This is a genomic window from Paraburkholderia youngii, from assembly GCF_013366925.1.
Taxonomy (GTDB): domain Bacteria; phylum Pseudomonadota; class Gammaproteobacteria; order Burkholderiales; family Burkholderiaceae; genus Paraburkholderia; species Paraburkholderia youngii.
Genome location: NZ_JAALDK010000001.1, coordinates 4467259 through 4488261, shown reverse-complemented (window position 1 = coordinate 4488261; position 21003 = coordinate 4467259). Strand labels below are relative to the sequence as shown.

The window sequence follows — 21003 nt, the reverse complement described above, 5'->3', positions numbered from 1 at the left end:
TGTTCGCAATACGCGTGTATCGATGTCCGGCGCCTGCGTTAGAACGGCGAGCAACGCCAGTTTTCAGGCGCCGGTCCTAGGCGCAAGGCGCCAGGTTGCCGGTTGCACTACCTGAATTCACCTATAACAAGGACAGAACAGGTGGCAAACATGCTTTAACCGGCTCTCGAATTGCGTATTGCCTATTGCCTGTTGGCCTTCCGCAAAGCACCGTCAGCCTCTCGGGCACAAGTCCTGATGTGCTCTATCCGTCAGTTCGACCCACCTGCCACGACACTTCAACCAGCCGGGAGAAACGACGTGAAGATGATCGGTTTGCTGGGACTGCTGGCGAGTGCCGCTGTGCAGGCTCAGGTCACCCTGCCGTTGCCAGAGGCCTACCCGACGCTGCTCGGGGTCTCGTGCGGCGGTGTAAATGTGACCAGCTATGTCACGGGATTCGACGCGAACGGGTATATCCGCGGCGAGGTCTACGCGTGGACCCGCTGCGGCGCATCGGGGCGCGGCGGCGGCTACCACGCCCAAACCTATCAGTCCTGGCACACCATCGTGTGGGACATGCGCCAGAACTACAAAGTGCTGCCTTATGACAACATGGTTCCGGATCCGGCATTCACGGCCACCGACGCGTACGGCAATAGCATCCGGAACACCTGTTCCGTTACGACCGACGGGCAGCCGGCCTGCGTCGCCAGTGCCTATATCTACTATGCTCCGCCCACTATGACGCCGATTTCGGACACCGTGACCGTTAGCCCGGTGTGCGGGCAATAGCCGGCGCCGGACGCTGTCGTTAATGACCGCTCGACGGTCGGCGCTAGCTTGCCCCCACCGGCAGACAGCGCCAACTTTTTGCGCGCTGCTGAAATTTGCCCGAGAGCCGACGCGATTACGAGCGCATGCGAAACGGGTCGACGAGTTCGTTCATCATGTCAAGCAGCATGGTGCGATCGCGTTTGATTTCATCGATTGGGCCGCCCAAACTCAGTGTCATCGCGTCGTAGCCGCGCTTCATGGGCAGAAGCATTGCCAGTGCAGCGGCTCCGGGCATGGACACGCCCGTGGAAAGAGCAAAGCCGTCGCGGAGCGTCTGCGCGATGCTTTTGCGTACGTCCTCCAGTGCAAGGTGCAAGTCGGGATTGCGCTCGAGCGCGTTGACCTTGCGTAGCAGGTTCGCGACCTCCCTATCTGTTCTCGTGGTCAGCAACATCTTGCCGGCGGCGCTGTGAAACAGGGGACGCAGCGCACCGCTCGAACTCGTGAAGCTGCCGGCGCGGGTTGCTTGCAGCACGTGCAGATAACGCACATGGATTCCGTGCTGCGCGCCGATCATGACCGTGTGACCGCAGCGATCGAGCACGCTCCTCATCAGGCGCAACAGGCTTTGCGCGCTGTACATCTCCTCCTGAATCCAGGCCGTTGCGAGCGCAATCCGCAGGTTGGGCACATACAGCCCGGTCCGCGCTTCGTGATCGAAATAGCCCGCTTCCGTCAGGCTATTCATTAGGACCGAGGTACTCGATTGCGGATAGCCAAGCGATTGCGAAATCTCCTTGATCGTCGCGGGGCTTCGCGTTTCCGCGAAATATTCGAGCACTTCGAGAACCCGGTGGGCTGATTTGACCTTAGGAATGGAGTCCATAACGATGATTTTGAATCACATATGTGATTGTTGTGTTCCACGGATTATAGGCGGACTAAGCTGCATGCCAGCTCGCTGCGATCGGCGAGTGCAATGCACCGGACCAGCCATGTCATTGGTGCGCAGACATCCAGAAAAGGTCAGGGTCGCGCGGTTGCCGCGATCCATCAAGGCCAGGAGGAGGCAGAGTTTTATGGAAAACGTCGGAAACGTACTGTCCGCGGTTGAGGTCAAGAGAAGCTCGCGGTATCGTGCATGGCTCTTGTTGCTGCTCAGCCTGATCTACGCATCGAGCTTCATCGATCGTATTTTCATCGCCGTCGTGGGGCAGTCGATGAAGGTCGACATGAACCTGAGCGACCTGCAGATCGGGGTGCTCGGCGGCCTCGCATTCTCGCTGTTCTACGCGACGCTGGGCATCCCGATGGCCCGGCTCGCCGACCGGATGAGCCGGGTCACGCTGATATCCCTGTCGATTGCGGCATGGTCGGTGATGACCGTGCTGTGCGGCACCGCGGGCAATTTCGCGCAGTTGCTTCTGTACCGGCTTGGCGTCGGTATCGGCGAGGCTGGCAGCACGCCCACCGCTCATTCGCTGATCTCGGACGAGTTCCCCGAGGGACGCCGCGCCACTGCCCTCGCGATCTATGCGCTCGGTCCTCCGCTTGGTGCGATCGGGGGCGCGATCGGAGGCGGAATGATTGCACAACATTTCGGCTGGCGGCCGGCTTTCTGGGTCGTCGGCGCACCGGGGCTCATCCTGGCCGTCATTGCTTTCCTGAGCTTGCGCGAGCCCGAACGCGGCGCCATGGACCGGATCACCGCCGCTGATGCGCAGCGCAATGCCTCGCTGGGCGCTATCGCGGCCATCCTCTTGCGCAGTCCGTTGTTCGTGCAACTCCTGCTGGGCACAGTGATCGGCGCGTTCGCCCAGTACGGCATCAATCTGTTCATTCCGGCGTATCTAACACGCGAATTCGGCCTCAATGCCGCGCAGGCCGGAATGATGTTTGGTCTCACGATCGGTGTCGGTGGCGCGATCGGCACGACGCTCGGCGGATGGATTGCCGACAGGGCCGGCTCAAGCGACAAGCGCTGGTATGCCTGGGTACCGGCTTGGGGCACGCTGCTTGGCTTCGTGCCGGTATCCCTCGCGTTCATGCAGTCCGACTGGCATCTCGCGGCGGCGTTGCTGTTTCTCGCCACGATCCTGTTGAGCTCCTGGAACGGACCGACTTTCGCGGCGATTCACGGCCTCGTTGCGCCACGCATGCGCGCCACGACCTCGGCCTTCGTGTTCCTGATGATGAACTTCATCGGCCAAGGCGGCGGTCCGACGTTCATTGGTTTCCTTAGCGACCGCATCGCCGCCCATCTGTTCACGGCCGGCGACTACCCGAAAGTCTGCCGGTCCCCGCATGGCGCTCATGGTGCGATTGGGGCGGTGGCAGACTCGCCGCTCGCGCATGCTTGTGCAGACGCTTCGTCGGCCGGTCTGCGCTACGCGATGCTCTCGATGAGCATTGTCCTCGTGTGGGCTGCGTTCCACTACTTCCTCGCCGTGCGCCACGTCGACAAACGGCATTGACGCTGACCTCATCGACCCCCAACTACGAACACGATCATCATGCTTACCGAAGAACAGAATCGCCAACTGACTCAGGTTGGCCTGGGCACGCCGATGGGCGAGCTAATGCGGCGACACTGGCATCCGATCGCCGGCATCGACGAACTCGAGCGAGAGACGATCAAGCCGGTGCGCCTGCTTGGCGAAGATCTGGTGCTTTACAAGGACCTGAGCGGACACTACGGCCTGATGGAGCGCTACTGCGCGCATCGCGGCGCAGACCTGGCCTACGGCTTTGTCGAAGACCATGGCCTGCGCTGCAACTATCACGGCTGGCAATACAACTATGGCGGGCAGTGCGTGGCGCAGCCTTACCAGGATCTGGTGGCACCGCAAGGCACCATGCGTGAGCGGATCAAGCTCAAGGCCTACGAGGTCCGTGCGTGCGCTGGCCTGCTGTGGGCCTATCTCGGTCCTAAACCGGCTCCTCAGTTGCCGGATTGGGAACCGTTCCACTGGCGCAACGGCTTCGTGCAGGTTGCGTTCGCAAGCGTGCCCTGCAATTGGCTGCAAACCCAGGAAAATTCGATCGATCCGCTTCATTTCGAGTGGATGCACGCCAACTGGGGACGCCGGCAGCGCGGCGAGCGCGACTATGCGCCGGCGCATCTCAAGATGGCATTCGACGAGTTCGAGCACGGCTTCATCTACCGGCGCGTGACCGAGGATACCGACGAGTCGCATCCGCTCTGGACGGCTGGTCGTGTGTGTCTCTGGCCCAATGGCTTTTTTCTCGGGGACCATTTCGAGTGGCGGGTGCCCATCGACGACGAAAACACGCTCAATGTGACGTGGTCGTACGTTCGCGTGCCCCGCGAGTCCGAGCCCTATGTCCAGCAGAGCATTCCAACCTGGCATGCGCCGGTCACGGATCCGCAGAGCGGCAAATGGATCAGCTCGCATGTGATCAACCAGGACATCATCGCGTGGTGCGGACAGGGGCGTATAGCAGACCGTACCCGTGAAAACCTGGCTGCCAGCGACGCCGGCATTGTGATGATTCGCCGTCAGTACTTCCGGGACATGGAAGCCGTTGCGCAGGGGCGTGACCCGAAGGGCGTCCTGCGGGAGTCTGCCGGACCTCAGGGCATTCCGCTGCCCTGCGGCGACTGGCGGGATTTCTTCACGAACAGCCTGCCTCGCAGCGAGTATGAGCGTCATCCCAAGTGGAGCAAGCTACTGCATCATTTCCTGTTCCATCCGGGGCAGCCCCAGGCGGTTCGCGTGGCGTGCGAAGCTGCCACCGGCGTGACCATGAAGGACGTTGGCAGCGCGGCTGTGGCTGTTTGAGGTCGGTCGCGGCTCCCGGTATGCCGGAAGTCGCGAGGCATATTGAAACGCAACTCAGTGTTCAACGAACGCCACTTTGATCGAGAGGTTCGTCGCAACGTGTGCTATCACGCCAGTGTCTCGAGATCGCTTATAAGTTCCGGCACGATGGTGAACAGATCGCCGACGAGGCCGTAGTCGGCCACGCTGAAGATCGGCGCTTCTTCGTCCTTGTTGATCGCGACGATGACCTTCGAGTCCTTCATGCCCGCGAGGTGCTGGATCGCGCCCGAGATGCCGACCGCGACGTACAGTTGCGGCGCGACGATCTTGCCGGTCTGGCCGACCTGATAGTCGTTCGGCACGAAGCCCGCGTCGACGGCTGCGCGCGATGCGCCCAGCGCCGCGCCGAGCTTGTCGGCCAGCGGCTCGAGCACCTTCGTGTAGTTCTCGCCATTGCCCACACCCCGGCCACCGGACACGATGATCTTCGCGCTCGTCAGTTCCGGACGATCGAGCTTCGTCACTTCGCGGCTCACGAATTGCGAGATGCCTGCGTCGGCTGCGGCTTCGATCTTTTCGACCGCTGCGCTGCCGCCTTCGGCTGCGACGGCGTCGAAACCGGTCGAGCGCACCGTGATGACCTTGATCGGGTCTTGAGACTGAACCGTTGCGATCGCGTTGCCCGCATAAATAGGACGCTCGAACGTGTCGGCGCTATCCACCGCGGTGATGTCGCTGATCTGCGCGACGTCGAGCTTTGCGGCGATACGCGGCGCGATATTCTTGCCGTACGCGGTAGCCGGCGCGAGGATGTGCGTGTAGTTCCTGGCCGCATCTTGCACAAGCGTCAGCACCGTCGCTTCGACGTTTTCCGCGAGACCCGCTTCGAGTTGCGGCGCGTCGGCGAGCAGCACCCTGCTCACGCCCGCGATCTTCGCTGCCGCATCCGCCGCGGCTTGCGCATTGTGACCCGCGACCAGCACGTGAATATCACCGCCGATCTTCTGTGCCGCTGCGATCGTATTCAGCGTCGCGGCCTTGATCGACGCACCGTCGTGTTCTGCTACTACCAGGTTAACCAGATTCGTCATTTCTTGCGTCTCCTCACAGCACCTTGGCTTCGGTCTTCAGCTTCTCGACCAGCGTCTTCACGTCCGGCACTTTCACACCGGCGGAGCGCTTCGGAGGCTCGGCGACCTTCAGCGTCTTCAGACGCGGCGTGACATCGACGCCGAGGTCTTCGGGCTTCACCGTTTCCAGCGGCTTTTTCTTGGCCTTCATGATGTTCGGCAGCGTCACGTAGCGCGGCTCGTTCAGGCGCAGATCGGTCGTGACCACGGCCGGCAGCGTCAGCGACAGCGTTTCCGCGCCGCCATCCACTTCACGCGATACCGTCGCCTTGCCATCCGCCACGACCACTTTCGACGCGAACGTCGCCTGCGGCAGGTTCGCCAGCGCGGCGAGCATCTGGCCGGTCTGGTTGGAGTCGTCGTCGATCGCCTGCTTGCCCAGAATGACGAGCGAAGGCTGTTCCTTGTCGACCAGCGCCTTCAGCAGCTTTGCGACGGCCAGCGGCTGCAGGTCTTCGTTCGATTCGATCAGGATCGCGCGATCCGCGCCGATCGCGAGCGCGGTGCGCAGCGTTTCCTGCGACTGCGTCACACCGGCCGACACGGCGATCACTTCGGTCGCGACACCCGCTTCCTTCAGACGCACGGCTTCTTCAACCGCGATTTCGTCGAACGGATTCATCGACATTTTCACGTTGGCGATGTCGACACTCGTGTTATCCGACTTCACACGGACCTTCACGTTGTAATCGACGACGCGTTTCACCGACACCAAAACCTTCATTCATTTTCCTTTGACAATCAAATGAACAACCGAAGTTGCCCGAATGCTGGCGCCAGATCTCAGGCCATCAGGCTCAGTCATCACGATGACGGCCTCTAGAACGCGGGTAGAAACATCTGCAACCACCGTAACGGGCACACTCCCCCAACCACAATGGCGCTACGATGCGACCGGTTCAGACGTCTCAGCCGAGCAGCGCTGAAATCAGGCGACCAGATTGACCGCCGTTGCCGTCGCGAGCAGCTTGTCGTCCTGCCAGAGTTCGCCCTCGACATTGACGACGCGCGAACCCTGACGCACGAGGCTCGCGCGGCCGGTAATCAGGCCAGCCTTGCCCGGGCGCAAGAAAGACACATTCAGGCTCAGCGTCGCGCAATGCTTGTCCTCGCGGAGCGAGGCCATGCACAGCAACGCAGTGACGTCGTCGAGCATCGCCGCGAGCATTCCGCCCTGAACCTGCCCGGCAGGATTCGCGAATGCAGGCAAGCCCTGGTATTCGCATTCGATGCGGCCCGCCTCGATATCGACCAGGACAATCCTGTTGCCGAGCGTGGTGCTGATCGGCGGTGCCGCGAGTTCGCCTTCCATGATCTTGCGTATGTACGGATGGATCGCCGCAATCATTGCCAGATGAACCCCGAAAAAGATCGGGCGCAACATGCGCCCTCGATAAAAATGCGTTCAGCGGCTCTCAGCGCCCCTTGAATGCGGGCGCGCGCTTTTCCTGCCAGGCCAGCGCACCCTCGCGCAGATCGTCGGACGCATCGGCGCGAGCCAGATCCTGCGCGTAACCGACAGCATCGAAGCGACCCGCCGCGATGCGCGTCAGATGCTTCTTCATGCCGAGCAGCGCGAGCGGCGCCATGCCACCCAGTTGCGCGCCCAATGCACCGGTCACCTCTTCCAGACGCGCGGGTTCGACCACCTCGTCGAGGAAGCCGCAATCGCGCATCTGCCCGGCATCGAAGCTCGCGCCCGTGAGCAGCAGACGCTTGGCCACGTTCACGCCAAGACGCGAAACATAGCGGTGCAGTCCGCCCTGATAGAACAGCAGACCGAGCTTCGCGGCCGGCACGAACATCTGCGAATGCGTGACGCCATAGCGAAAATCGCAGGCCAGAGCGAGATCCGTCGCGCCGCCATAGACGCCGCCGTTCACAGCAGCGATCGTCACCGGCCGCGCGGTTTCCAGTTCTCCCGCGAGGGCCTCGAAGGCTTCGCCGATATTGCCGGCGCCGACGCAGCGGATATTGAAGCCCGAGCAGAAATGCCTGCCCTCGGCGCGCAGATGCAGAACGAGCACTTGCTCCATCGCATTCACTTCGCGCAGGTAGCCGCGAATCGTCTCGAGATCGGAGAACTCAAGGCGGTTCGCGACCTGTGGACGGCGCAGCGTGATGACGGCCTCGCGGCCATTGACCACCAATTCCGGCGCCTGGCCCGGTGCCATCTCGCTCATTGCCACCTCTCCTGTATGTTCGATTCAGTGAAAGCCGTAGATCTGCATCGTGGTCTCTCCGGCCTCGATGCGCTTGCAGATTGCCGCTTCATCGATTTCGCGCTGCGCGGCTTTCGCGACCACTTCGGACGCACGAGCCCGCGGTACCGCAACCACGCCGTCGCGGTCGCCGACGATCAGGTCGCCGGGCTCGATCGTCGTGTTGCCGAGCAGCACCGGCGCATTGAGCCAGCCGATCGCGCCATAGTCCTTGCCCGTGCCGCGAATCGACAGACCGCGTGAGAACACCGGGAAGCCGATCTGTTCCAGCAGGTCGGCATCGCGCACGCAGCCGTCGATGACGAGGCCCACAAGACCACGCACCTTGGCCGCCGTGGTCATGACCTCGCCCCAATAGCCATGATCGTACGCACCGTTCGCGTAGACGACGAGTACGTCGCCCGGCTTGGCCGCGAGGATGGCACGGTGCAGCCAAAGGTTGTCACCGCCCGGCGAATGCACGGTGAATGCCGTGCCGCAGATCCGGAAGCCCGGCGCGACCGGCTTGATCGAAGTCGGCAGCACGCCGATCTTGCCGCCGGCCTCGTGCAATGCGGCTGCCGGCACGTTGCGCGCGGCTTCGACGACCTTCGCGTCGACGCGCTCGAAATCGGTGCGAATCGTCGTCGACGAATCGTGTTCCTTGACGTTGTTCGTGGCGCTCATTACTTCCCCTTGGTCTGCAACTGGTGGTACTTGAACTGCCTGCGTGCCTCGTCGAGACGCATGCCGCCACGGCAGGCCTCGCGGATCGCTTCTTCAGCGTTGTGAATCGTTTCGGCGGCCTCGAGCACAGCGTCCTCATGCTCGCGCGGAATCACGATCACACCGTCGGCATCGCCGCGCAGCAGGTCTCCCGGCGCGACACGCGCCTCACCGATGTTGACCGGCACGTTCACGGCTTCGACCTGCACGCGGTCCTTGCCAGTGCGCATCCAGTGGTCGCGGCTGAACACCGGGTAGCCGAGCTTCAGGCACAGCGCGACGTCGCGGCACACTCCGTTGATCACTGTGCCGGCGATGCCGCGGCGGTGCGCGATCTCGGTCATGATGTCGCCCCACACGGTGGCGTCTTCACGGCCGCTGTTGTCGAGCACGACAATGCTGCCGACCGGCACGTCGTCGATGAAGTCGCCCACGGTGCCCGGCGGGTTCGAAGGCGGACCGTATTTGATCGTGTAGGCGCGGCCGGTGGTGCGAAAATCCGAGCTGCGGGGCCTGATCCTGTAGCACTGGCCCACGATGCCGAGCTTGTCGAGTGCGTCGGAAAGGGTCGCCGTGTCGAGCTTTGCAGCGCGCTCGACGTTCTTGTCCTGAGTCGTCATGGTATGGATTCCTGCGTATTTCCTGCGTTTGTCCAGATGCCGCTTACTTGAGCATATGCTCGTAGTTGCCGCCCATCACCCGCCCGACCGGCGTGCCGGCCAGAATCGCCTTGGCCATCGCGGCCTCCTTGTTGACGATCATTTCGGCAACTTCCAACACGGCTTCGATGTCGGCTGCGCGAATGAAAATCGCGGCGCTGTTGTCCGCCACGACGTAGTCGCCGGCTTCCACGCGAACGTCACCGATCTGCACCGGAATATTCGTGCCCTTCTCGACCACGCGGCCGCGCGCGGTGCGAGCCGTCGTCGAGCGGCTGAACACGGGCAGTTCATAGGCCACGGCTTCGTCGATGTCGCGCACCGGGCCGTCCGCGACCACGCCGGCCACGCCGCGCACCTTCGCCGCCAGCGACAGCAGACCGCCCCAGCAACCGGCTTCCACGCCGCTACTCTGCTCAATGACGATCACGTTCTCGCCGTCGGCCTGTTCGACAGCCGTGCAACCAAGGTGCACCGGCGGCCCCGGGGGCGCTTCGCCCGTGCCAAGCTTGACGGTGATCGCGCGGCCCGCGACGCGGCCCGCACCGGCGCGTTGCGGCAAACCGCTCACCACGCCGCTCAGCTTGAGTTTGTCGAGCGCGTCCGAGACGGCGCAGCAATCGAGCCGGCGCAGGCGCTGTACGTTTTGGTCAGCCATGATGTGTTGTACTTTCCTGAAAGAAACTTGAAGTGTCATCCGAGCCCCCGTGCTGAACGGACCGGGCTGCCGGGTTCAGTCGAGCGTATGCCAGGCCGCGAAAGCGAGGCCCGTGCCGGTCAGGGCCGCCGTGCGGTAACCGGGCACGTAGTGGACCCATTCGAGCTCGAGTGACTTCAGTGCCTCTACGCCGATGATCCAGTTACGGATCTCCGAGCTGCCAGCCTGCAACTTCTTCGGATCCAGCGCGGCCAGCCATTCACTGTCCTTGCGGCGGATTGCATCGATGATGCCGGTGTCGAGGTCCTCGTCCACGACGAAGTGCGACAGGCCACCGGAAGCCAGCACGCCCACTCGCAGGTCTTCCGGATAGGCCTCGATCAGCTCGCGCAGCGCCCGGCCGAGCTGGATGCAGCGGCGCGGCGTGGGCTGGTTAGGCGGATCGAACGTGTTGATGATCACCGGAATCACTGGCAGGTCGAGACCCTGCAAATAGCGGCGGTGAATGAATGAGAACGCATGGCCCTCGTACTGGTCGCGCTCGAGACCGTCCATCGCCGCGATGTCGAAATCGCGGTCGCACAGTTCGCGGATCAGCCAGCGCGCCATGTCGGCCTTAACGGGGTAGTGCACGTCGGCATCGGGCTCCTGGCGCATCGTGCGAGCGCGCGCATACCAGTTCGCGTTCGGGCTCACCTCGCGCTTCGCGTTGCGGATCGTGTCGCCATAGTAGATCGCGAATGTAGGGTTGTTGGTCGTGCGAAACAGTTCGGTCTGGTCGTCGCCGACCACGAGCAGCACGTCGAGTTTCGCCGCGCGGATACGATCGCGCACTTCGTCCATGGCGGCTTCGGCCTGATCGTAGCGCTCGCCCATCCTCTCGGCCGACACCATCGCCTCGGAATCCGTCGGGGCGATCTTGAGCAGCGCTTCATAAGTCGTGGGGTTGCCGAGGCGATCGAAGTAATGCGGATTCTTCGGATCGACCTGCTTGAAACCATGCTGCCAGTCTTCGCGCTGGCAAACCAGCATGATGCTGTGCGATGAACCGAATCCGGCGACCAGTCGTGCCATTTCGTCTCCCTCTCTTCAAAACCTGCTGTGAGCGTGCGTCAGACCACGAAGGCCGAGCGCCACTGCTCTATCTGTTGATCGTCGTAGCCAAGCTCGTTCAGGATCGCCTGCGTATGCTCGCCCTGCTCTGGCGCGAGGCGCGGCGTCTGCGCGCGCGGGTAGCGCGACAGACGGAACGGCGTACCGACGAACGACACTTCGCCCTTGCCCGGCACATCGGCCGGCCACGCGACGCCCAGATGCTTGACCTGCGGATCGTCGAATACTTCGTTGACCTTGTAGATCGGGCCGCACGGCACGCCGACCTTGATCAGCAGCTCGGTCCACTCCCGCGTGGTGCGCGTGAGGAACACATCGCCGACCGCCTTGTTGACCGCATCCCGGTTCTCGACGCGGGCAGGATCCGATTCGTAGCCAGGCTGGCCGACCAGCTGCTGCAAGCCGAGCGCCTCGCACAGGCGCCCGAACATCGCATTGCCGATCGCGGCCAGGTTCAGGAAGCCATCGCTGGTCGGGAACACGCCGGTTGGCACCGTGAGCGGATGCTCGTTGCCGACCTGCTGCGGCACCTTTTTGTCCACCAGCCACTGCGCGGCCTGGAAGTCGAGCATCGCGATCTGCGCTTCGAGCAGCGAGGTCTGCACCCACTGGCCCTCGCCCGAAGCTTCGCGCTCGAGCAGCGCGGTCATGATCGCCTGCGCGCAGAAGTGCCCCGAGCACAGGTCTGCAATCGGGATGCCGACGCGCATCGGGCCTTCGCCCGGCTTGCCGGTGAGGCTCATCAAGCCGCCCATGCCCTGTGCGATGGAGTCGAAGCCGGGCCACTTCGCATAGGGGCCATCCTGACCGAAGCCCGAAATGCTTGCATAAACGAGGCGCGGATTGATGGCGCGCAGCGTTTCGTAGCCGATGCCGAGGCGATCCTTGACGTCGGGGCGGAAGTTCTCGATGAAGACGTCCGCACGCTTGACCAGCTCGCGAAGAATCCCGAGGCCGGCCGGGTCCTTCATGTTCAGCGTCAGGCTTTCCTTGTTGCGGTGCAGATTCTCATAGTCGGCGCGGTTATGGTCGCGCCCGCCGATCATGTCGTCGCCGCCCGGCGCGCCTGGCGGAATCTCCAGCTTGATCACGCGCGCGCCCATGTCCGCGAACACGCGCATGGCCGTGGGGCCCGCGCGTACGCGCGAGGCGTCGATGATCGTGAAACGCGACAGCGGACCTTTCTTCGGATCGTGGCGGCCGTGCTGTTGCTTGAAATCGGCTGACATGCCTTGTCTCCTCTCTGGGTTTCGTTCAGGCCGGCGTGAACATTGGCACGGGGTATTCGCCTTCGCTCGGCTTGAAGACGAGCTTCACGCGCTGGCCAACCGAGAGCGCCGCGGGATCGCAGTCGACCAGATTGGTCAGCATCGTCACGCCTTCGTCGAGCGTCACGTAGGCGAGCGTGTAGCGCGCCTCGTCCTTGCCCATCGTGCTGAACGAATAGACCGCGCCCAGCCCCTTCGAATCGAACCATTCGGTGTTCGAACTCATGCAGTGCGGGCAGATGTCGCGCGGGTAGTAATGCGTTTCACCGCAGTCCTTGCAGCGCTTGATAAGCAGGCGCCCTTCCTTCGCGGCGACCCAGAACGGCATGGCCTCGGGTAGCACGCGCGGCGCGTGGATGCGGCGCGGGCCAGCGGGCTTCGCGGCGGGTCTGGCAGCAGGCGCCGCGCCCTGAGCCGGTGTGCCGGTGGTCGATTGGGTTGTGCTCATGATTACTCCCGTTCCATGATCAGCGTGCCCGCGGTGTGACGCGACGCCAGCGCGCCGCCGATACCGTTCGCGAGCGCGATATCGCAATCTTTGACCTGCACGGCCGGATGAGCCTCGCCGCGCAGTTGGCGCACGGCCTCGATCACCTTCGTGACGCCACCGCGGTTCGCGGGATGGTTGTTGCACAGACCACCGCCATCGGTGTTGAACGGCAGCTTGCCGACGCCCGAAATCAGGTTGCCGTCCATCACGAACTTGCCGCCGTCCCCCTTCTTGCAAAAGCCGAGGTCTTCGAGCTGCATGAGCACTGTGATCGTGAAGCTGTCGTACAGCGACGCGTACTTAATGTCCTCCGGCGTGAGGCGAGCCTCGGCGAACGCGGCCGCGCCCGACCACTTCGTCGCCGACCAGCTCAGGTCGATCTTGCCGCCGGCCGCGTGCTTGGGCGCCTCGCCCGTGCCCCGTACCTTGACGAGCGGACGGTTGAGCTTCTTTGCGATCTCCGGACGCGCGACGATCAACGCACCGCCGCCGTCGCTCATCACGCAGCAGTCCAGTCGATGCAGCGGATCGGACACCATCGGCGAATTGATGACGTCCTCGACGGTCACGACATTGCGCAGCATCGCGTTCGGGTTGTGCTGCGCGTGGTGCGAGGCCGCCACCTTGATCCATGCGAGTTGTTCGCTCGTAGTGCCGAATTCGTACATGTGACGCTTCGCGACCATGCCGTACAGGTTCTGCGTAGCCGGCCCGAACGGCAGCTCGAACTGCACTTCCGGCGCGTCCGGGTCCGGCGCCTTCAGCGACAGCGCGGCGCCTGCTGCGCGCGGACGGCCCGCTAGCGTGATCAGCGCCACGTTGCAACGGCCGGCCTTGATCGCTTCGGCCGCGTGCGCGACGTGAAGGATCGGCGCGGAGCCGCCGCATTCGGTCGAATCGACGTGGCGAAGCTTGAGGCCGAGGTATTCGGCGACTGTCGTGGTGCCGAGGCCAGGCGCGTCACCGGCGCAGAAGTAGCCGTCAATGTCGTCCTTGGTCAGGCCCGCGTCGTCGAGTGCGCCCTTTGCCACATCGGCGTGCAGGCGCAGCACCGACAGTTCGTCGGCCTTGCGCGTCGGGTGCTCGTAAGCCCCGACGATATAAGCTGCTCCGTTCAGGCTCATGCTTCCTCCTGTGCAAGACGCTGCGAAGTGAAGCGCTGCAGATGCCAGCTCGCGTCGCCATAGGTCATGTTGATCGCGAACATGCGCTTAGCGTAATGGCCGACGCGGCACTCTTCGGTCATGCCCATGCCGCCGTGCAGCTGGATGCCCCATTCGCCCGCTGTTCGGCATGCGTCGCCGACATAGGCCTTCGCCGCCGACACGAAACGGCGGCGCCGGTCAGGATCGTTCCCATCCACGGCCATCGCGGCGGCGCAGGCCATCGACTTGCTCTGTTCGAGCGAGATCAGCATGTCGGCCACCCGGTGTTGAAGCGCCTGGAACTTCGCGAGTGGCGCGCCGAACTGTGTGCGTGTGCTCAGGTGTTCGGACGTGTGTTCGAGCAGTGCTTCGAGCACGCCGACCGACTCCGCCACCAGCGCGGCGTTCGCGCGGTCGAGGGCAGCTTCGATGAGGTCGTGGGCCGCACCGGGCGAACCGATCAGATCGGCCTTGGTCACCAACACATTGGCGAACGTGACGTGCGCGGCTTCACGTGCGTCGATTGTCTCGAAGTTGCGCAGGCTGATGCCGGGCGCCTTCGCGTCCACGAGGAACAGACTCAGGCCTTGCCTGTCGCCGCGCTGGCCCGAGGTACGCACGGCCACCACGAAGGCACCAGCGATGGCGGCGTCAAATACAATGGTCTTCGTGCCGTTGATCTTCCAGCCGTCGCCGGTTTCGGTTGCTGGCACAGCCAGACGCGTGACGTCGTAACGCGACTCGGTCTCGCTAACGGCGAACGCCAGCACCTCCTCGCCTCTTACCACGGCTTCGAGCCATGTGACCTTCTGTTCGTCGCTGCCGGCCGAGCCGATCAGCGTGGCAGCCGGCAGCCCGCTCGCTAACCAGCCCGCTCCGCCGAGCGCGCGGCCCAACTGCTGCGCGACCAGCATCGTTTCCACCGCACCGCAACCGCTGCCGCCGTGATCGGCGTCGATCACGAGGCCGGTCACGCCCATCTCGGCCAGCCCATGGCGACGCCTGGCGGCAAGTTCGCGGTCCTCGGCGTTGCCACGCAGATGCGCGGGATATTCGCCATCGCAGAAGCGGCGCACGGCGTCTTGCAGCGTGACGTGATCTTCAGTCAGAGAAAAATCCATGTTCGTATTCCGCCTCAAGCATTGAAGAACGCGCGGCTAATCAGATTGCGCTGCACTTCGTTGGTCCCGCCGTAGATCGACGCTTTGCGAGCGTCGAAGTAGTTCGCCGCGACCGCGATCAGTTCGTCCGGGCTCGGGCCGTCGTAGCCGGCTGCATCGAGCATGGCCTGCTCGTCGAACGGCACTGCAAAAGGACCGGCGATTTCTGTCAGGAGTGCGTAGATGCCCTGGCGCAGCTCCGTGCCGCGAACCTTGAGCATCGGCGCCTCAACCGTAGGCACGCGGCTCGACTGATTCGCGCTCAGCATGCGCAGGCCCGTAAATTCGAGCGCCATCAGCTCGACTTCGAAACGGCTGATGCGCGACTGGAGCAGCGGATCGTCTTCGAGGCCGATCTGCTTCGCGAGATACTTGGCTCGGGCCAGCTGCTGCTTGCACGAGCCGATGCCAGCGATACCGGTGCGCTCATGGCCGAGCAGAAACTTGCCGTAGGTCCATCCCTTGTTCAGTTCGCCGACGAGGTTTTCCTTCGGCACGCGCACATTGTCGAGGTAGACCTCGTTGAGGTCGGTACCGCCTTCGAGCATCTTGATCGGGCGAACCTGGACGCCCGGCGCATGCATGTCGATCAACAGAAACGAGATGCCTTCCTGGGGCTTCGCGCTCGGATCGGTCCGCACGAGCGCGAACATCATGTCGCACCAGTGAGCGTACGAGGTCCAGACCTTGTGGCCGTTGACGATGAAGTGCTCGCCTTCATCGTCCGTGGCAAGCACGGCCGTCGTGCGCACCGCCGCGAGGTCCGAGCCCGCGCCCGGCTCCGAGAAGCCCTGCGCCCACCATGTTTCGCTGCGCAGGATCTTCGGGATGTACTTCGCTTTTTGCTCAGGTGTGCCAAATTCGTTGAGCACCGGGCCGAGCATGTTGATGCCGCTCGCCACGATCCGAGGCGCGCCGCCCAGCAGCGTTTCTTCGTCGAAGATGTAGCGCTGCACGTGCGTCCAGCCCGGTCCACCATGTTCTTTCTTCCACGACGGCGCGATCCAGCCCTTCTCGTACAGCAACGTGTACCACTCGACATAATCCTCGCGCTCGATGCGCAGGCCGAGCTCGGCCTTGCGCTTCAGACGCGGTGACAGATTGTTCTTCACGAACTCGCGCACTTCGCTGCGAAATGCCTGGTCCTCGGCGGAGAATTCCAGTTTCATTCGATGTGTCTCCTCAGATCCAGGGCTCAGTGATGGGTCGAGGCGCCCTGAGCGCCGCAGACGACGAGCGCGTCGAGCGCGAGCACACGGTCCGGGTAGGCCACCAGCGGGTTGACGTCGATTTCTGTGATTTCGGGGTTCGCGCGCATCTGGTCGGCAATCGCCGCCACGGCCTTCGCGACCGCACGCACGTCGACGCCTGCCGCGCCGCGCACGCCTTCGAGCATCGCGGCACCCTTCAGTCGGCCCAGCTCGACCAGGATGTCGTCTTCCGACAGGTCGGCCGGCACGAGGCGCACATCCTTGAGCACTTCAATGAAAATACCGCCGAGGCCCACGAGCACGACCGGCCCCCAGTCCGCGTCGCGTTTCGCACCCACGACCAGTTCCAGACCGCGCGGGCCCATCGCTTCGACCAGCGCGCCGTCGAGCACGAGTTCCGGACGATGCGACTTCACGCTCGCATGCAGCTTGTCCCAGCCGGCGCGCAGCGCGGTGGCATCAGCGAGGCCGACCGCCACGCCGCCGACGTCGCTCTTGTGCGGCAGTTCGCTTGCCTGGGCCTTCAGCACGACCGGGTAGCCGATTTCATCGGCGATCTCGAGCGCTTCGTCGAGCGACTTCGCGAGACCTCCCTTCGGCACCGGCAGACCGGCCGCGGCAAGCCAGCCCTTGCCCTGGTATTCGGCGAAGATGCCGTTCGGCGGCACGGCGCCCGGCAGCGGGATCACCTTCGACGCCTCGGTCCTCGCACGCTCGGCGCGCGCTAGCGATTCACCATATGCAGCCACGCGAGCGCAAGCGCGCAGCGCACGATCCGGGGAGCGGAAGAACGGCACGCCGCTCGCGGCGATCGCGTCCGTGAAGAAATCCTTGAGCGGGTTGTCATCGCCCATCACCACGAGCACGGCGGGTTTCGTTGCACGCGCCAGCGCCGGCACGAGGTGATCGGCCTTGTCGCGCTGAGCGATCGACGGGCCGCCCATGATCGCGAGCACGAGCGAACCGATGTTCGGATCGGTCAGCACCGTGTCGATCAGCTCGCCTATCAGGCCCGGGTTGCGTACACCGATCGTCGTGTAGTCGAGCGGGTTGTCGGCGACGGCGTAGTCGGGCAGCAGTTCGGTCAGCTTCCTGACTGTCGCGTCGGTCAGGCGTGGCAGCGTCAGGCCGATGTCCTCGGCGAAATCGAGCGTGATGTTCTTGACCGCGCCCGAGGCCGTCATCACGGCCGTACCGGCTGCAGGGGGGGCCGGGAAGCGGGCCAGGATCGTCGTCGTATCGAACAGTTCGTCGAGCGAATCGACTACCACCACGCCTTCGCGCTGCAGCAGGACACTCGCCGTCGCGTGATCGCCTGCCAGTGCGCCTGTGTGAGACTGCGCCGCCTCACGGGCGCGGGCGCTCTTGCCCGGCATCAGCATCACGATCGGCTTGCCTGCGGCGCGTGCTTCGCGGGCGAGCAGCAGAAAGGTCTGCGGACGACGGATCTGCTCGGCGTAGACCGCGATTGCGCTCGTCTGCGGATCGGCGATGAACCAGGCCAGGTAGTCTTCGATACCGAGGCTGGCTTCGTTACCGGTCGAAACGGTTGCCGTCATCGGTTGGCCACGGCCCATGAACGCGTCGCGCAGGTTCGCGGCCATCGCGCCGCTTTGCGCCACCACGCCCACGCCACGGCGGCCGCCGCTCGGGTACGGCGCCACGGCTTCGAAGGTCACCGGCACGCCGGCCTCGAAGTTCGTGAAACCCATGCAGTTCGGGCCGATCAGCGCCACGCCGCCATCGGCTGCCACACGCGCCAGCTCTTCCTGCTTCGCGCGGCCTTCGTCGCCCGCCTCGGCATAACCCGACGCAAAGATCACGGCTGCGCCTGCCTTCAGCGTGCCGAGCGTGCGCACCGTGTCGAGCACGCCCGACTCCGGAATGCACAGCACGGCCAGATCGATACCTTGCGGCAGCGCCTCGACGCTGCTGACACAGACGCGACCGTTGATTTCCTGGCTGCTGCGCGACACGAGATGGATATCGCCCGCATAGCCGAAGCGCTCGAGGTTCTGCAACACGAAATGACCGAAAGCGCGCGGATCGGCGGATGCACCGACGATCGCGATCGACTTCGGCTTGAGCACACGCTCGACAGGGTGCACGCCTGCGACATCTATAAGGCTCTTGCTCATCTGATCTGACCTGTGATGTTGATTGGATGCGGATCTGGCATACCAGACTCGGGTGTGATGTGATGCATTCTGGCATACCAGAGCAGGCTTCTCAATACACCAGACACTCAAAACCCATCCTGGTACTTTCCCTGGGCGGCGGCGCAATGCGTCCACCGGATCGACGCATCCAATTGAAACATAAGGACTTTATTGCCAGCACCGATGATTGCGAAGGAACGACTGTGATACGCTGGGGCAAACGCCGTGTTGCATACCACAAACTTGTATTGATATATTTCTCGCAACTTCCAACATACCGAGCGTGGCAACTCAATGAAACTTGCAGCAGACCCCACTCTTGAGCGTAGCGGCGCGGCGGGCGAAGCGCCCGAGCCGCCCGCCCGCGGTAGGGCCAGTCTCGCGAGCGGTATTCGGGCGACCCTGCAGGCCGAAATCGAACAGGGCAAGCTCGCACCGGGCACGTTGGTCGACGAGCGTGCACTCGCGACGCGCTTCAATGTGTCGCGCACGCCGGTTCGCGAGGCGCTGCAACATCTGGCCGCGCGCGATCTGGTCGTGATCTCGCCGCGCCAGGGCATTACGGTGGCCCGCCTGTCTATTGGCAAGGTGCGCGCCATGCTCGAATACATCGGCGAGCTCGAGACACTGTGCGCGCGTTTCGCCGCGCGCCGTGCGTGTGACGAACTGCGCGAGCAACTGGATCATGCGCTTCTGGCATGCCAGCAAGCAGCCGTGGAAGACGACGCCGACCAGTACGCGATCGCCAACGCGCAGTTCCACGAACTGATCTACGAAGGCAGCCGCAACCAATACCTGGCCGAGCAGATCCGCACGGCGCGCCGCCGCTCGGCGCGCTATCGCATGTCCGACCTGCGCAGCCGCGGCCAGATCGCGCGTTCGCTGCAAGAGCACTTCGGCATCGCGCGTGCGATCCAGAGCGGCGACGAAACCAAAGCCGCCGAAGCCATGATGAAACATGTGCCGGCCGGCACCACCGGTTTCTCGGAGTTCCTCGCGGCGGTGCCGCGCCATTTCTTCGATTTGGGCGCGGACTGACACGCGCCCTCCAACACGACTAGACACGGAGGAGACATGCCCCAATCCATCGACGTTCCCGGCCTCGCGCACAAGGTGCCGATCCCGCTCGGTGCGCGCGCCGGCAACGTGCTGTGCTCGTCGGCGATTGCGGGCAAGGATCCCAGCACCGGCAAGCTCGCCGAGACGCCGGCCGATCAGGTTCGCCTCGCCTTCGAAAACCTCAAGCGCTTCCTCGACGCGGGCGGCGCCACGCTGGACCAGGTGGTGAAGCTCGCCGTCTACGTCAAGGACGACTCGGTGCGCGCACACATCGACCCGCACTGGTTGGCCTTCTGGCCCGATGCTGCGCATCGCCCGGCACGCCATGTGACCACGTACGACCTCCAGCACGGCATGGTCATCCAGCTCGAAACCCTTGCGGTAGTCGCTTGAGCGCGACCCAAGCGCGCCGTACCCGAGTCATCGCAGTCTTTTGCTGAACACTCCGAACCCAACTGAGGCTCATCCATGATCATCGATTCCCACGCCCACGTCGTCATGCCCCCGCAAAGTTTCCGCTACATGGCCGAACTGGTCGGTGGACGCGCGAACCCGTCGAGCGCGCCGAATATCCCCGACGAAGCCGTGCGCAAGCAGGCCGAGGAACTCGTGCGCAGCATGGATTCGGTCGGCACCGACATCCAGTTCATTTCGCCGCGCCCCTACCTGCAGATGCACTCAATCAAGCCCGCGCGGGTGACGCAGCTGTGGACGCGCCACTGCAACGACCTGATCAAGCGTTTCGTCGACATGTTCCCTGACCGCTTCCGTGGCGTGGCCGGCCTGCCGCAGTCCATGAACGACTCGCCGGCGGAGCATTGCGTGGCCGAACTCAAGCGCTGTGTGAACGAACTCGGCTTCGTCGGCACGCTGCTGAACCCGGACCCGACCGAAGGCCACGGCCCGGCGCCGGCCGGTCTCGGCGATCCGTTCTGGTACCCCCTCTATGACGCGATGACCGAACTCGACGTGCCGGCGCTGATCCACTCCGCAGGCAGTTGCAATCCGCGCGAGTCGTACACGCTCAAGTTCATCAACGAAGAGAACATCGCCGTGATCTCGCTGCTCGAATCGACGGTGTTCGAGAAGTATCCGAACCTGAAGATCATCGTCGCGCACGGCGGCGGCGCAATCCCCTACCAGATGGGCCGCTTCCGTTCGTGGGCCGCGCGCCGCAACAGCCCGCAAACCTTCGACGAGCAGCTCAGGAAGCTCTACTTCGACACCTGCAACTACTCGAAGGATTCGATCGAGCTGCTGCTGAAGGTGGCCGGCACCGACAACGTGATGTTCGGCACCGAAAAACCGGGCACGGGCAGCGCGCGCGATCCGATCTCGGGCCGTGACTACGACGACATGAAGCCGGTGATCGAAAGCATCGAGTGGCTGACCGACGAGCAGCGCAAGAACATCTTCGAATGCAACTGCACGCGCGTCTACACGCGTGCCTTCCGCCACTACAAGGACTGACGCGCAAACCGCG

21 protein-coding genes are annotated in these 21003 nt (G+C 63.8%); 6 read left to right on the top strand and 15 right to left on the bottom strand.

Annotated features, from left to right (window positions below; all coding sequences use genetic code 11):
• The first annotated feature begins 306 nt into the window (after positions 1-306).
• Entirely contained in the window at positions 307-774 is a 468-nt protein-coding gene (locus G5S42_RS20605; RefSeq protein WP_217710133.1) for a hypothetical protein, read from the top strand.
• A 115-nt stretch (positions 775-889) separates the two neighbouring features.
• Here the strand turns inward: G5S42_RS20605 and G5S42_RS20600 are convergent, their stop codons facing one another.
• Positions 890-1642, bottom strand: coding sequence for an IclR family transcriptional regulator (locus G5S42_RS20600; RefSeq protein WP_176108482.1), 753 nt, complete (start codon positions 1640-1642; stop codon positions 890-892).
• A 193-nt stretch (positions 1643-1835) separates the two neighbouring features.
• On the opposite strand from G5S42_RS20600, the gene G5S42_RS20595 reads away from it, so the two are divergent.
• Positions 1836-3230: a spinster family MFS transporter gene (locus G5S42_RS20595; RefSeq protein ID WP_176108481.1), complete on the top strand. Its 1395-nt coding sequence runs from the start codon at positions 1836-1838 to the stop codon at positions 3228-3230.
• A 39-nt stretch (positions 3231-3269) separates the two neighbouring features.
• Positions 3270-4559 carry an aromatic ring-hydroxylating oxygenase subunit alpha gene (locus G5S42_RS20590; protein WP_176108480.1) on the top strand — a complete coding sequence of 430 codons (1290 nt, stop codon included), beginning with the start codon at positions 3270-3272 and terminating at the stop codon, positions 4557-4559.
• A 107-nt stretch (positions 4560-4666) separates the two neighbouring features.
• Here the strand turns inward: G5S42_RS20590 and G5S42_RS20585 are convergent, their stop codons facing one another.
• From G5S42_RS20585 to G5S42_RS20520, 14 genes are all read right to left on the bottom strand, one after another.
• The gene (locus G5S42_RS20585) at positions 4667-5623 is read right to left on the bottom strand and encodes an electron transfer flavoprotein subunit alpha/FixB family protein (protein WP_176110579.1); all 957 of its coding nucleotides are present in this window, start codon (positions 5621-5623) and stop codon (positions 4667-4669) included.
• 22 nt (positions 5624-5645) lie between these two features.
• Complete coding sequence (locus G5S42_RS20580; RefSeq protein ID WP_176108479.1) at positions 5646-6395, bottom strand: electron transfer flavoprotein subunit beta/FixA family protein; 750 nt, start codon at positions 6393-6395, stop codon at positions 5646-5648.
• A gap of 204 nt (positions 6396-6599) precedes the next feature.
• Positions 6600-7055: a PaaI family thioesterase gene (locus G5S42_RS20575; protein ID WP_176108478.1), complete on the bottom strand. Its 456-nt coding sequence runs from the start codon at positions 7053-7055 to the stop codon at positions 6600-6602.
• Positions 7056-7086: 31 nt separating this feature from the next.
• A complete protein-coding gene (locus G5S42_RS20570) occupies positions 7087-7854 on the bottom strand; it encodes an enoyl-CoA hydratase/isomerase family protein (RefSeq protein WP_176108477.1) in 768 nt (255 codons plus the stop codon).
• A 24-nt stretch (positions 7855-7878) separates the two neighbouring features.
• Entirely contained in the window at positions 7879-8559 is a 681-nt protein-coding gene (locus G5S42_RS20565) for a 4-carboxy-4-hydroxy-2-oxoadipate aldolase/oxaloacetate decarboxylase (RefSeq protein ID WP_176108476.1), read from the bottom strand.
• Positions 8559-9218, bottom strand: a complete 660-nt coding sequence (locus G5S42_RS20560) for an RraA family protein (protein ID WP_176108475.1) — start codon at positions 9216-9218, stop codon at positions 8559-8561. Before G5S42_RS20560 ends, G5S42_RS20565 begins: the two co-directional genes overlap by 1 nt.
• Positions 9219-9261: 43 nt before the next feature.
• Positions 9262-9915, bottom strand: a complete 654-nt coding sequence (locus G5S42_RS20555; protein ID WP_176108474.1) for an RraA family protein — start codon at positions 9913-9915, stop codon at positions 9262-9264.
• A gap of 75 nt (positions 9916-9990) precedes the next feature.
• Positions 9991-10989 carry a DODA-type extradiol aromatic ring-opening family dioxygenase gene (locus G5S42_RS20550; RefSeq protein ID WP_176108473.1) on the bottom strand — a complete coding sequence of 333 codons (999 nt, stop codon included), beginning with the start codon at positions 10987-10989 and terminating at the stop codon, positions 9991-9993.
• A 38-nt stretch (positions 10990-11027) separates the two neighbouring features.
• Positions 11028-12257 carry a CaiB/BaiF CoA transferase family protein gene (locus tag G5S42_RS20545; RefSeq protein ID WP_176108472.1) on the bottom strand — a complete coding sequence of 410 codons (1230 nt, stop codon included), beginning with the start codon at positions 12255-12257 and terminating at the stop codon, positions 11028-11030.
• Between the two features lie 25 nt (positions 12258-12282).
• Positions 12283-12744, bottom strand: coding sequence for a Zn-ribbon domain-containing OB-fold protein (locus tag G5S42_RS20540; RefSeq protein WP_176108471.1), 462 nt, complete (start codon positions 12742-12744; stop codon positions 12283-12285).
• A gap of 2 nt (positions 12745-12746) precedes the next feature.
• Positions 12747-13910 (bottom strand): thiolase family protein, encoded by a 1164-nt coding sequence (locus G5S42_RS20535; RefSeq protein ID WP_176108470.1) that lies wholly within the window; start codon positions 13908-13910, stop codon positions 12747-12749.
• Entirely contained in the window at positions 13907-15052 is a 1146-nt protein-coding gene (locus G5S42_RS20530) for an acyl-CoA dehydrogenase family protein (protein ID WP_176108469.1), read from the bottom strand. Before G5S42_RS20530 ends, G5S42_RS20535 begins: the two co-directional genes overlap by 4 nt.
• A 14-nt stretch (positions 15053-15066) precedes the next feature.
• Positions 15067-16260 carry an acyl-CoA dehydrogenase family protein gene (locus G5S42_RS20525; RefSeq protein ID WP_176108468.1) on the bottom strand — a complete coding sequence of 398 codons (1194 nt, stop codon included), beginning with the start codon at positions 16258-16260 and terminating at the stop codon, positions 15067-15069.
• A gap of 26 nt (positions 16261-16286) precedes the next feature.
• Positions 16287-18440 (bottom strand): acetate--CoA ligase family protein, encoded by a 2154-nt coding sequence (locus tag G5S42_RS20520; RefSeq protein WP_176108467.1) that lies wholly within the window; start codon positions 18438-18440, stop codon positions 16287-16289.
• A 315-nt stretch (positions 18441-18755) separates the two neighbouring features.
• Here G5S42_RS20520 and G5S42_RS20515 point away from each other — a divergent pair, with 315 nt between their 5' ends.
• The 3 genes from G5S42_RS20515 to G5S42_RS20505 all read left to right on the top strand — a co-directional run bounded on the left by G5S42_RS20515 (position 18756) and on the right by G5S42_RS20505 (position 20990).
• Positions 18756-19499, top strand: a complete 744-nt coding sequence (locus G5S42_RS20515; protein WP_176108466.1) for a GntR family transcriptional regulator — start codon at positions 18756-18758, stop codon at positions 19497-19499.
• A 36-nt stretch (positions 19500-19535) separates the two neighbouring features.
• Complete coding sequence (locus tag G5S42_RS20510; protein ID WP_176108465.1) at positions 19536-19913, top strand: RidA family protein; 378 nt, start codon at positions 19536-19538, stop codon at positions 19911-19913.
• A 75-nt stretch (positions 19914-19988) separates the two neighbouring features.
• On the top strand, positions 19989-20990 hold the full coding sequence (locus G5S42_RS20505; RefSeq protein ID WP_176108464.1) for an amidohydrolase family protein: 1002 nt from the start codon (positions 19989-19991) through the stop codon (positions 20988-20990).
• Positions 20991-21003 lie beyond the last annotated feature (13 nt).

Coding starts and splice junctions, on each gene's coding strand:
- G5S42_RS20535 (WP_176108470.1), bottom strand. CDS start 13,910: ATGAGCCTGAACGGAGCAGCTTATATCGTCGGGGCTTACGAGCACCCG.
- G5S42_RS20550 (WP_176108473.1), bottom strand. CDS start 10,989: ATGGCACGACTGGTCGCCGGATTCGGTTCATCGCACAGCATCATGCTG.
- G5S42_RS20560 (WP_176108475.1), bottom strand. CDS start 9,218: ATGACGACTCAGGACAAGAACGTCGAGCGCGCTGCAAAGCTCGACACG.
- G5S42_RS20510 (WP_176108465.1), top strand. CDS start 19,536: ATGCCCCAATCCATCGACGTTCCCGGCCTCGCGCACAAGGTGCCGATC.
- G5S42_RS20575 (WP_176108478.1), bottom strand. CDS start 7,055: ATGTTGCGCCCGATCTTTTTCGGGGTTCATCTGGCAATGATTGCGGCG.
- G5S42_RS20590 (WP_176108480.1), top strand. CDS start 3,270: ATGCTTACCGAAGAACAGAATCGCCAACTGACTCAGGTTGGCCTGGGC.
- G5S42_RS20570 (WP_176108477.1), bottom strand. CDS start 7,854: ATGAGCGAGATGGCACCGGGCCAGGCGCCGGAATTGGTGGTCAATGGC.
- G5S42_RS20525 (WP_176108468.1), bottom strand. CDS start 16,260: ATGAAACTGGAATTCTCCGCCGAGGACCAGGCATTTCGCAGCGAAGTG.
- G5S42_RS20520 (WP_176108467.1), bottom strand. CDS start 18,440: ATGAGCAAGAGCCTTATAGATGTCGCAGGCGTGCACCCTGTCGAGCGT.
- G5S42_RS20545 (WP_176108472.1), bottom strand. CDS start 12,257: ATGTCAGCCGATTTCAAGCAACAGCACGGCCGCCACGATCCGAAGAAA.
- G5S42_RS20555 (WP_176108474.1), bottom strand. CDS start 9,915: ATGGCTGACCAAAACGTACAGCGCCTGCGCCGGCTCGATTGCTGCGCC.
- G5S42_RS20595 (WP_176108481.1), top strand. CDS start 1,836: ATGGAAAACGTCGGAAACGTACTGTCCGCGGTTGAGGTCAAGAGAAGC.
- G5S42_RS20505 (WP_176108464.1), top strand. CDS start 19,989: ATGATCATCGATTCCCACGCCCACGTCGTCATGCCCCCGCAAAGTTTC.
- G5S42_RS20580 (WP_176108479.1), bottom strand. CDS start 6,395: ATGAAGGTTTTGGTGTCGGTGAAACGCGTCGTCGATTACAACGTGAAG.
- G5S42_RS20600 (WP_176108482.1), bottom strand. CDS start 1,642: ATGGACTCCATTCCTAAGGTCAAATCAGCCCACCGGGTTCTCGAAGTG.
- G5S42_RS20605 (WP_217710133.1), top strand. CDS start 307: ATGATCGGTTTGCTGGGACTGCTGGCGAGTGCCGCTGTGCAGGCTCAG.
- G5S42_RS20565 (WP_176108476.1), bottom strand. CDS start 8,559: ATGAGCGCCACGAACAACGTCAAGGAACACGATTCGTCGACGACGATT.
- G5S42_RS20530 (WP_176108469.1), bottom strand. CDS start 15,052: ATGGATTTTTCTCTGACTGAAGATCACGTCACGCTGCAAGACGCCGTG.
- G5S42_RS20515 (WP_176108466.1), top strand. CDS start 18,756: ATGAAACTTGCAGCAGACCCCACTCTTGAGCGTAGCGGCGCGGCGGGC.
- G5S42_RS20540 (WP_176108471.1), bottom strand. CDS start 12,744: ATGAGCACAACCCAATCGACCACCGGCACACCGGCTCAGGGCGCGGCG.